The organism is Pseudomonas sp. (assembly GCF_036387035.1).
Lineage (GTDB): Bacteria > Pseudomonadota > Gammaproteobacteria > Pseudomonadales > Pseudomonadaceae > Aquipseudomonas.
Genome location: NZ_DASVUM010000080.1, coordinates 1 through 10,236, shown reverse-complemented (window position 1 = coordinate 10,236; position 10,236 = coordinate 1). Strand labels below are relative to the sequence as shown.

Annotated in this window: 9 protein-coding genes; 6 read left to right on the top strand and 3 right to left on the bottom strand. The window is 61.3% G+C overall.

Translation table 11 applies throughout. The features are described 5' to 3' along the window. Positions 1-6: 6 nt before the first annotated feature. Positions 7-894, bottom strand: coding sequence for a DMT family transporter (locus VF672_RS07465; RefSeq protein WP_331103198.1), 888 nt, complete (start codon positions 892-894; stop codon positions 7-9). A 224-nt stretch (positions 895-1,118) separates the two neighbouring features. Here VF672_RS07465 and VF672_RS07460 point away from each other — a divergent pair, with 224 nt between their 5' ends. The 3 genes from VF672_RS07460 to VF672_RS07450 all read left to right on the top strand — a co-directional run bounded on the left by VF672_RS07460 (position 1,119) and on the right by VF672_RS07450 (position 3,333). After that, positions 1,119-2,030, top strand: a complete 912-nt coding sequence (locus VF672_RS07460) for a LysR family transcriptional regulator (protein ID WP_331103196.1) — start codon at positions 1,119-1,121, stop codon at positions 2,028-2,030. 125 nt (positions 2,031-2,155) lie between these two features. Beyond that, the gene (locus VF672_RS07455; RefSeq protein WP_331103194.1) at positions 2,156-2,434 is read left to right on the top strand and encodes a DUF2790 domain-containing protein; all 279 of its coding nucleotides are present in this window, start codon (positions 2,156-2,158) and stop codon (positions 2,432-2,434) included. Between the two features lie 134 nt (positions 2,435-2,568). Continuing rightward, positions 2,569-3,333, top strand: a complete 765-nt coding sequence (locus VF672_RS07450; protein ID WP_331103192.1) for a 2-keto-4-pentenoate hydratase — start codon at positions 2,569-2,571, stop codon at positions 3,331-3,333. 176 nt (positions 3,334-3,509) lie between these two features. Here the strand turns inward: VF672_RS07450 and VF672_RS07445 are convergent, their stop codons facing one another. Beyond that, the gene (locus VF672_RS07445) at positions 3,510-4,418 is read right to left on the bottom strand and encodes a LysR family transcriptional regulator (RefSeq protein ID WP_331103190.1); all 909 of its coding nucleotides are present in this window, start codon (positions 4,416-4,418) and stop codon (positions 3,510-3,512) included. A 108-nt stretch (positions 4,419-4,526) separates the two neighbouring features. On the opposite strand from VF672_RS07445, the gene gcl reads away from it, so the two are divergent. The 3 genes from gcl (at position 4,527) to VF672_RS07430 (ending at position 8,186) form a co-directional block, all read left to right on the top strand. Beyond that, positions 4,527-6,302: a glyoxylate carboligase gene (gene gcl, locus VF672_RS07440; protein WP_331103188.1), complete on the top strand. Its 1,776-nt coding sequence runs from the start codon at positions 4,527-4,529 to the stop codon at positions 6,300-6,302. A 38-nt stretch (positions 6,303-6,340) separates the two neighbouring features. Then, positions 6,341-7,123, top strand: a complete 783-nt coding sequence (hyi, locus tag VF672_RS07435; protein ID WP_331103185.1) for a hydroxypyruvate isomerase — start codon at positions 6,341-6,343, stop codon at positions 7,121-7,123. 160 nt (positions 7,124-7,283) lie between these two features. Then, positions 7,284-8,186 (top strand): 2-hydroxy-3-oxopropionate reductase, encoded by a 903-nt coding sequence (locus VF672_RS07430; protein ID WP_331103183.1) that lies wholly within the window; start codon positions 7,284-7,286, stop codon positions 8,184-8,186. 260 nt (positions 8,187-8,446) lie between these two features. Here the strand turns inward: VF672_RS07430 and VF672_RS07425 are convergent, their stop codons facing one another. Further along, positions 8,447-9,769 (bottom strand): OprD family porin, encoded by a 1,323-nt coding sequence (locus tag VF672_RS07425; protein ID WP_331103181.1) that lies wholly within the window; start codon positions 9,767-9,769, stop codon positions 8,447-8,449. Positions 9,770-10,236 lie beyond the last annotated feature (467 nt).

Sequence of the window (10,236 nt, the reverse complement as noted above, 5' to 3'; positions counted from 1 at the left end):
TGCGCCTCAACCGCCCTTCTTGCGCTGTTGCCAGGCCGCGGCCAGCCCGCTGAGGCAGATGATTGCGATACCGGCCTGGGCGGTGAGTGACGGCGAATGGTTGAACACGATAAAGCCCCACAACCCGGCGAAGACGATCTGGCAGTAGCCGAACGGCGCCAGCATGGCCGGCGCGGCGAAGCGAAATGCCTGGGTCAGCATCAGGTGCGCGACCATGCCGCACGTGCCGAGTGCCAGCATGAACGGAATGTGTTTCCACTCCGGCGACTGCCAGAAGAACGGCACGATGGCGCTCATCAACAGGCTGTTGAACAGCCCGGCGAAGAAGTTGCTGGTGGTCGGGCTGTCGTGGGCCGCCACCAGACGCGTCAGCAACTGGTAGCAGGCGAAACACAGCGCCGAGCCCAGGGGCAGCAGCACCGCCGGCCTGAACAGCTCGCCGCCGGGATGGACGATGACCAGCACGCCACTGAAGCCCACCAGCACAGCGATCCACTGACCGCGGCTGACCGTCTCCTTGAGCAGCGGTACCGACAACGCCGTCACCAAAAGCGGCGCGAGAAAGTTGACCGCCGTGGCTTCGGCAATCGGGATGAACATCAGGCCACTGGTGAACAGCAGACTCGTGCCCAGCAGGCACACCGCCCGCAACGCCTGCAGCCCCGGGCGCTTAGTGCGCAGGACGCGCAGGCCCGACGACGGCATGAAAATGCACGCCATCAGCCCGGTGTGCACCACGTAACGCACCCAGACCACCATCATGATCGGGTAGATGCCGGAGAGGTATTTGGACAGCGTGTCGTGACTGGAAAACAGAAAGGTCGCAAACAGAATCAGTGCGATGCCCTTCAATGGCTGATTGACGCCGGAGAGCGGCGTGCTGGTGGTGCTCATCTGCGTTCCTTTGGCCTTGCGTGAATGCGGGTCTGTCCCTTGCCGTGTCGAGCGCCTGCCTGTCGGTCGAGGCGTCCAGCGTGAGGAAGAATATAGAAGGCATCGCCGGAGCACCAAGCAAACATGACCACGCGGTCGTTTTTACGACGGTCCGGATCAGACCTTTCCGCTCGCCCGGATTTCCCGCAGACTGCCGCATTTGCCGGCTCGGAGACGCACGCCCAGTGGACCGCATTCAGGAAATGACCCTTTTTGCCGCCGTCGCCGAAGGCCCCAGTTTCGCGGCGGTGTCGCGCAACCTGAATGTGTCCACCGCCACGGTGACCCGTGCGGTCGCGCAGCTGGAGGCGCGGCTCGGCACGTTGCTCATCGTGCGCACCACCCGGCAGTTGCGCCTGACCGAAGCCGGCGTGCGCTTCGCCGATGATTGCCGCCGCCTGCTGGCCGATCTGCACGAAGCCGAAAGCGCCGCCGCAGGCATCCACGCCACGCCACGCGGCCTGCTGACCGTCACCGCGCCGCAGGTGTTTGGCGACCTGCACGTCACCCCCATCATGACCGATTACCTGACGCGGCACCCCCAGGTGCAGATTCGTGGCCTGCTGATGGACCGGGTCGCCGGCCAGCTGGAGGAAGGCATCGACGTGTCGGTGCGCATCGGCGCCTTGCCCGACTCTTCCATGACCGCCATTCAGGTGGGCACCGTCCGGCGCATGGTCTGCGCCTCCCCCGCTTACCTGGCGGCACACGGCACGCCGCAGCATCCCCACGAACTCATCGAGCGGGACACGGTGACGGTGATGATCAGCGGACGCAGCCCCGCGTGGAGCTTCCGGATTGAAGGCCAGCACCAGGAAGTGAAAGTGCAATCACGGCTGTCGATGACCTCGTTTACCGCGTCCATTCATGCCGCCGTTGACGGCTGGGGCCTGACCCAGGTGCCGTCGTACCAGATTCGTCAGCACCTGCAGGCGGGCTCTTTGTACGCCGTGCTCGAAGCGTTTGAGGTGACGCCGATGCCGGTGTATGTGGTCTACGTCGAAGGCCGTCGCGGATCGTCCAAAGTGCGCTCGTTCGTGGATTTCTGCGTCCAGCGCTTGCGCTCTGATCTGGACTACAGCGCCGGGGCGGCCTGAGCCTCATCAGCAGGGATGATGGGCGCTATCGACAACCACCATTTCAGCGGCTGCAGACCGCTACTTAAGATGACCCCATCAGCGAGCCACCCCCACGCGCTCGCCACCACATGCGGGTCTCCATCATGAAATTTCCTCTGTTTGTCGCGCTTTCACTGGTCAGCCTGTTCGCGTCCGCCAACGAAACCGCCCCCACCGCCGCGCCTGCCGCCTCCGCCGACCAGACCGCTCAATACGATTACAGCGAAGACCTGGACATCGCCAAGGTGGTGCGTGTCACCAATGCCAGCAACCCCGCCAACCCGTGCGGCCCGGTCAAAGCGAAAATGCAATACGTCGACAGCAAAGGCGTGGCCCACACGCTGGAATACACACGACTGGGCGATGCGTGCGAGAACGGTTGATTGACTGCGCAGGGTTCGGGTCTCTACCGACTCCGCGAAATAGGGTTAGAGTATTCACGCTGGCTCCGTAGTCCTTCGCCGTGTTAGCCGAGGGACCGGAGCGCTTTCCATCAATTGACTGAAGGAAGATCCGCGTGAATCCATCGTCTCACCCAGCGAACACGGCCGAGTTGATTGTCGCTGCCATGCGCGACGGCCAGAAAATCACCGACATCCGTCCTGAACAGGTGCCTGCCGATGCGGCCAGTGCCTATGCGTTGCAACGCGAGATTCTGCGGCTTCGCGAAACGTCCGTTGGCGGCTGGAAGATCGGCTCCAAGTCGCCGACCGGGCCCATCAATGGCGCGCTGCTGCCGGACGACGGCATCTTTGCCAGTGGCAGCCAGGTTGAATGCGTCGACTACCCGTCGCCGATCCTGGAACTGGAGATCGCCTTCCGCCTTGGCCGCGAATTCACCCCGCGCGAGCAGCCGTATTCGGACGAAGAAGTCTTGAGCAATATCAAGGAGATGGGCACGACCATTGAAGTCGTTTCGAGCCGGTTTGCGGCCTGGCTGAAGATCGAGCCGCTGCTGGCACTGGGGGACCTGCTCAACCATGGCGCGCTGATCATCGGCGAGTTCATCCCTTACGATGCCCACTTCCCTTTCGTCGAACCGGCGCTGAGCTTTACCTATGGCGACGAGGACATCGTGCCGGGCGACGGTGCCAACCCGGCCGGCGACCCTCGCCGCCTGCTGCCATGGCTGGTCAACCATCACACCCAGAATGGCCAGAGCGTGACGCCAGAGATGGTCATCACCACCGGTTCCTACACCGGGATGTACAAGACCACCGGCCCTGGGCTGGCGGTGGGAGAGATTCGTGGGCTGCCGCCGGTGTCGGTGGAGTTGATCTAACTGCGGCCTGCCCCCCGGCATCCGCATTGCCGCCGACTCCCCGTCCCACGCCAATCTGTAGGAGCCGGCTTGCTGGCGAACGCATCGGGTCAGCCACCTTGTGCGTCGTCCGACACTACGGTTCGCCAGCAAGCCGGCTCCTACAGGGCGATGCCATAACGGTACGGGAGTATCGATCACCCCTGCCGCCAATACCCCGGCCGGTTGTAGACCTCTTTCAGGAATGCGATGAAGAATCGTACCTTCGCCGGCAGGTAATGCTGCTGCGGGTACACGCCCTGAATGTCGTAGCTGGGCAAGGCGAATTCGTCCAGCACGGTGACCAGCGCGCCGCTTTCCACTTCGTTCTGGATTTCCCATGTCGAGCGCCAGCTCAGGCCGAGGCCGCGCTTGGCCCAGTCATACAACAGCTCGCCGTCGTTGCAGTACAGGTTGCCCGCCACCTTGATCGCCACCGGCTTGCCCTCGCGCTGAAACGTCCAGCCACGATGCTGCCCGCCCTGCAGGTTGAACGACAGGCAATTGTGCTGCGCCAGGTCTTCAAGCACCTGCGGAAAACCGTGCTCGGCGAAGTACGCCGGCGAGCCGCAGACCACGCGCTTGTTCGCGTACAGCTTGATCGCCACGTAATTGGGGTCCAGCACTTCGCCGATACGGATGCTCATGTCATAGCCCTCGCGCACCAGGTCGACCACGTTGTCGGTGAGGTTGAACGACAGCTGCAAATCCGGAAAACGCGCCTGAAATTCCGGTGCGTGGGGCGCGACGTGCTGACGGCCGAAACCCGCCGGCGCCGAGACCACCAGATGCCCGCGCACGCTGCTTTCGTTCTCGCTGATGCTGGCGTCCAGGTCCTCGAAGGACTGCAGCACCAACTTGGCGTTCTCCAGATACGACTCGCCGGCATCGGTCAGGGTCAGGCCCCGCGTCGAGCGATGAATCAATTTCACGCCCAAACGATCCTCCAGTGCGCTCAGCCGTCGGCCCATGATCACCGGCGTCACCCCCTCCACCAGCGCAGCGGCGGCGAAACTGCCACGCGACGCTACCAGGACATAACTGCGCACTTCCGTGTAACGGTCCATTCAATACTCCAGATACCGATAGAACGGATAAAAACAGCCATTCACAAAGCCTCACCAAAGAATCAGGCTGTTTACGTACAAAAACTACCGAGTTCAGGAGACTAACAAATGACCGTCATGAGAGCCATCGAAGCCGCCGTTCTGGTGATGCGTCGTGAAGGCGTCGACACCGCCTTTGGTATTCCCGGCGCCGCGATCAATCCGCTGTACGCCGCCTTCAAGAAACTGGGCGGCATCGATCACGTGCTGGCGCGCCACGTCGAAGGCGCCTCGCACATGGCCGAGGGGTATACCCGCGCCATCGCTGGCAACATCGGCGTGTGCATTGGCACCTCGGGCCCTGCCGGCACCGACATGATCACCGGCCTGTACTCGGCTTCCGCCGACTCGATTCCGATCCTGTGCATCACCGGCCAGGCGCCGCGCGCACGGATGCACAAGGAAGACTTTCAGGCCGTGGACATCGCCAGCATCGCCGCGCCGGTGGCCAAATGGGCGACCACGGTGATGGAACCTGGTCAGGTGCCGTATGTGTTCCAGAAAGCCTTCCAGCTGATGCGCAGCGGTCGCCCGGGCCCGGTGCTGATCGACTTGCCGTTCGACGTGCAGATGGCCGAGATTGAATTCGACATCGACGCCTACGAGCCGCTGCCGGTGATTAAACCCGCGGCCAGCCGCAAGCAGGTCGAGAAAGCCCTGGCAATGCTCAACGCTTCAGAGCGTCCGCTGATCGTCGCCGGTGGCGGCATCATCAACGCCGATGCGGCGGACGCGCTGGTGGAGTTTGCCGAGCTGACCGGCATTCCGGTGATTCCGACGCTGATGGGCTGGGGAACGATCCCGGACGATCACCCGCAAATGGCCGGCATGGTCGGGCTGCAGACCTCTCACCGCTACGGCAACGCGACGATGCTGGCCTCCGATCTGGTGCTGGGCATCGGCAACCGCTGGGCCAACCGCCACACCGGCACCGTGTCGGTGTACAGCGAAGGGCGCACGTTCATCCACGTCGACATCGAGCCGACGCAGATCGGCCGGGTGCTGACCCCCGACCTGGGCATCGTGTCTGACGCGGGCGCTGCGCTGGCGATGTTCATTGAAGTGGCGCGCGAGTGGCACACCGCCGGCAAGCTGAAGGACCGCAGCCAGTGGCTTGCCAGTTGCCAGGAGCGCAAGCGAACGCTGCAGCGCAAAACCCATTACGAGAACATCCCGGTCAAGCCCCAGCGGGTGTACGAGGAGATGAATCAGTATTTCGGCAAGGACACCTGCTACATCAGCACCATCGGCCTGTCGCAGATTGCCGGTGCGCAATTCCTCCACGTCTACAAGCCACGGCATTGGATCAACTGCGGTCAGGCCGGGCCGTTGGGTTGGACCATTCCCGCTGCGCTGGGCGTAGTAAAGGCCGACCCGAGTCGTCAGGTCGTCGCGCTGTCAGGCGATTACGACTTCCAGTTCATGATCGAAGAACTCGCCGTGGGCGCCCAATTCAAGCTGCCGTACCTCCACGTGGTGGTGAACAATTCCTACCTGGGCCTCATCCGTCAGGCCCAGCGCAATTTCGACATCGATTACTGCGTGCAGCTGGCGTTCGACAACATCAATGCGCCTGAGCTGGAAGGCTATGGGGTCGATCATGTCGCGGTGGCCGAGGGGCTCGGGTGCAAAGCGATTCGCGTCCTTGATCCCGCCCACCTGCAGGCCGCCTTCGCCGAAGCGACAAGCCTGATGCAGCAGTACCGCGTGCCGGTGGTGGTGGAGATCATTCTGGAGCGCGTCACCAACATTGCGATGGGCACCGAGATCAACGCCATCAACGAATTCGAATCCCTGGCCGAACACCGCGCCGACGCCCCGACCGCCATCAGCCTTTTGGACTGATCACCTCGGTCATCTCGAACACGAACAAGGAGTACGCCATGCCCCGTTTATGCGCCAACCTGTCGATGCTGTTCACTGAGCTGGATTTTCTGCAGCGTTTCGAAGCCGCCGCCAACGCCGGTTTCAGCGGCGTCGAATACCTGTTCCCGTATGACTTCAGCTCTGCGCAGATCAAGGCCGAGCTGGACCGCAACCGCCTTACCCAAGTGCTGTTCAATCTGCCAGCGGGCGACTGGGCCAAAGGCGAACGCGGGATCGCCTGCCACCCGGATCGGGTTGAAGAGTTCTACGCCGACGTGGACTTGGCCATCGCCTACGCCAAAGTCCTCGGCAACACCCGGATCAACTGCCTGGCAGGCATCAAGCCTCCAGGCTTCGACGACGGGCTGATCGAGAAAACCTTCGTCGACAACCTCAAATACGCCGCCGACCGCCTGCAAACCCAGGGCATTGATCTGGTCATGGAAATGATCAACACCCTGGATATTCCGGGCTTCTACCTGAACACCACCGCCCAGGCGCTGGCGATTCGCGAGCAAGTCGGCAGCCCCAACCTGTCGCTGCAATACGACATCTACCACATGCAAATCATGGAAGGCGACCTCGCCCGCACCCTTGAAACGCACCTGCCGGCGATCCGTCATGTGCAACTGGCGGACAACCCCGGGCGGCATGAGCCGGGCACCGGCGAAATCAACTACGGTTTTCTGTTCAAGCACCTTGACCGGCTGGGTTATCGCGGCTGGATCGGCTGTGAATACAAACCGCTGACCACCACCGAAGCGGGGCTTGAGTGGTTGAAGGCGCACAACCTGATCTGATACCGATTCTTGTAGGAGTGAGCTTGCTCGCGATTGCGGTGGGCTGTCGACGATGCGCTGGCTGATGAATCGCAATCGCGGGCAAGCTCACGCCTACGGGGAGAAATATTGAGGCATGTACGCAACCCGTCTGCCTCCTCCAAACAAGGGAAAAAATCTCATGGCTAACATCGGCTTTATCGGCACCGGCATCATGGGCCTGCCCATGGCAGAAAACCTGCAAAAAGCAGGTCATCAATTGATTCTTTCCCGGCATTTCAGCGCCCCGCCCGCGTCACTGGTGGACGGCGGTGCGATGGTGCTGGCCAACCCGCGGGAAGTGGCGCAAGAGGCGGAATTCGTCATCGTCATGCTGCCGGACACGCCGCAGGTGAACGAGGTGCTGTTCGGTGAAAACGGGCTGAGCGAGGGCACCGGTGCCGGCAAAGTAGTGATCGACATGAGCTCGATTTCTCCTTCAGCGACGAAAGCCTTCGCCGAGAAAATCATTGCCACCGGCGCCCACTACCTCGACGCACCGGTGTCGGGCGGTGAAGTCGGCGCGAGGGCCGCCACGCTGAGCATCATGGTCGGCGGCGAAGAGGCCACGTTCGACCGCGCCCTGCCCCTGTTCCAGGCCATGGGCAAGAACATCACCCTGGTCGGAGGCAACGGTGACGGCCAGACCGCCAAGGTCGCGAATCAGATCATCGTTGCGCTGAATATCCAGGCCGTGGCCGAGGCCTTGCTGTTCGCTTCGAAGAACGGCGCCGACCCGGCCAAGGTGCGCGAAGCGTTGATGGGTGGCTTCGCCTCGTCGAAGATTCTCGAGGTGCATGGCGAGCGGATGATCAAAGGGACGTTCAATCCCGGTTTCAGGATCGCGCTGCACCAGAAGGACCTGAACCTGGCCCTCGAAGGTGCCCGCGAGCTGGGATTGAACCTGCCCAACACGGCGAACGCTCAGCAAGTGTTCAGCACCTGCGCAGCGCTGGGCGGCAGTGGCTGGGACCATTCGGGGTTGATCAAGGGGCTGGAGCACATGGCGAATTTTTCGATTCGCGGGGATCACAAGCCTTACTGACCGGCACTGAGAGGTGTGTTGTACGTACCGGCCTCTTCCCGGCTAAAGCCGGTCCCACGATGCGCACGCCGTTGCTTCTCGGTTGAGGCCGGTCCCACTGAAAGCAGCGGCATGCACTTTGTGGGACCGGCTTTAGCCGGGAAGAGGCCCGCCCTGCTGATACATATCTCGGCCAATGATAAAACCAAAAAAAAGCCAGGCCTCCTCTCGGAGGGCCTGGCTTTTTTCTACAGCGGAGCTTCTAATCACCCGCCAGCCGATCAGAAAATATTGATCGGGTAATCCGCAATCAGACGAAACTCCTTCACGTCACCGTCCGGCTGATCACCATTGGCCGTGTGCCAGGCCTGACGCATGCGCAAGGCCAAGTCCTTGGCCGGACCGGACTGCACAACATATTTCGCTTCCAGGTTGGTCTCGTGGTGGTCACCGTCATCGCCATACCCCGTGTAGGTGCTGTTCGACGGGATGTGGGAACCGTCGATGTCATCACCGTGGATATAACGAACCATGAAACTCAATCCTGGCGCCCCGTAACTTGCCATGTTCAGGTCATAACGCGCCTGCCAGGACTTTTCGCCCGGGCCGTTGAAGTCGGAATACTGAACCGAGTTGGCCAGCAGTATCGAATCCCCGGTGTCACCCGCGCCGTTATTACCAAAGGCCACGTAGTCGAACGGCGTGTCGCCATGCACTTTCTGATAGGCCAGGGTCAGCGTATGCGCTGTCAGGAATGAATATGCAGCGGCCAGCGACCACGTGGTGTTGCTGATATCGCCGGCTTTGGCGGCACCGCTGTCGTTGGTGCGGTAGATATTGAAGTCCAGGTTCAACGACTGTTCATTCGACAGCGGCAGCGTGTAATTGGCATTGCCGTAGTACTGATGCCAGACGTCCTTGAGGTCCGAGCCGTACAGGCTGACCGACAGATTATCGGTGATGGCGTATTTACCGCCGGCGTAATCGATGCTGCTGGCTTCAACGTTGGCGTACGCGGCCCAGATGCCGTGGTCGTTGTTGGTGGTGACCGGGCCGTTGCTGCCGGTGAAGTGACCCCCGTCCAGTTCCAGGTTGGCGATATCACTGCTCAGCACATTGAAACCGGTGGCAGTTTGCGGGAACAAACGCGAGCCACCCGCCGCGAACACCGGCGCCTGGGGCTGAAGGTTGCCGTAGCGCAACTCGGTCTTGGAAATGCGCATTTTCAACGCGCCGCCCGCCGTGCCGTATTCATCCTGCGGGTCGCCGTGCCGGTCCACCGGCAAGTTGCCGGTGCCAGTGGTGCCGCCGCCACCGTCAAGCTTCACGCCCCAGTAACCGTAGGCGTCTACGCCAAAACCCACCGTGCCCTGGGTAAAGCCGGAACTGAAATTCCCCAGCACACCCTGGGTCCAGTCCTTGCTGTCGTCCTTGCTGTTCTTGTTGTCGCGGTTGAAATAATAATTTTTCAGGTGAACGGTCAGACTGCTGTCATCGACGAAGCCTTTGGCCTCCGATTGATCACTGACAACGCCTGCCGTTGCCAATTGACTGACACCCAGCGAAACCGCCAGCGTCATCAGATTCCATTTCACGAAAGTCATTATTGTCCCCTGTTTCGATTAAGGCCCAGCGCGAGCGCCCCTTGGATACAGACAACTCTTTCAAGTTCAAACGAAGTGTCCGCGCTGGAACGAGCGTTGCGGCAGATGGAAGCAAGGTCGAACTACATCGCCTGGACATCGCCCAGGCACGGCCACATTCATTGGTCACACTGAGCGGCCACATTGATTATTGTTACCGCACATTGGGTCTAGGGTAGCCCACGCGCGTGAAGGCCGAAATCTTGTAACACTGTCCGACCGTCGGGATTTCAAACGAGCCTTGATAGTCACTATCAATCTTCGTAATAGTCGAAAACTTCACGCCGGTGTTACCGTCGTCGGCGATGAAGAACACGAATCTTTGGCCCAATGACTCCGCAGCATTGGGCCGTCGAATCATGCTCCGCTTCATCATTCCTTTGGTAAGACTTTTAGCCACCCCACGTCAGTGCGGTGGCTTTTTTTAT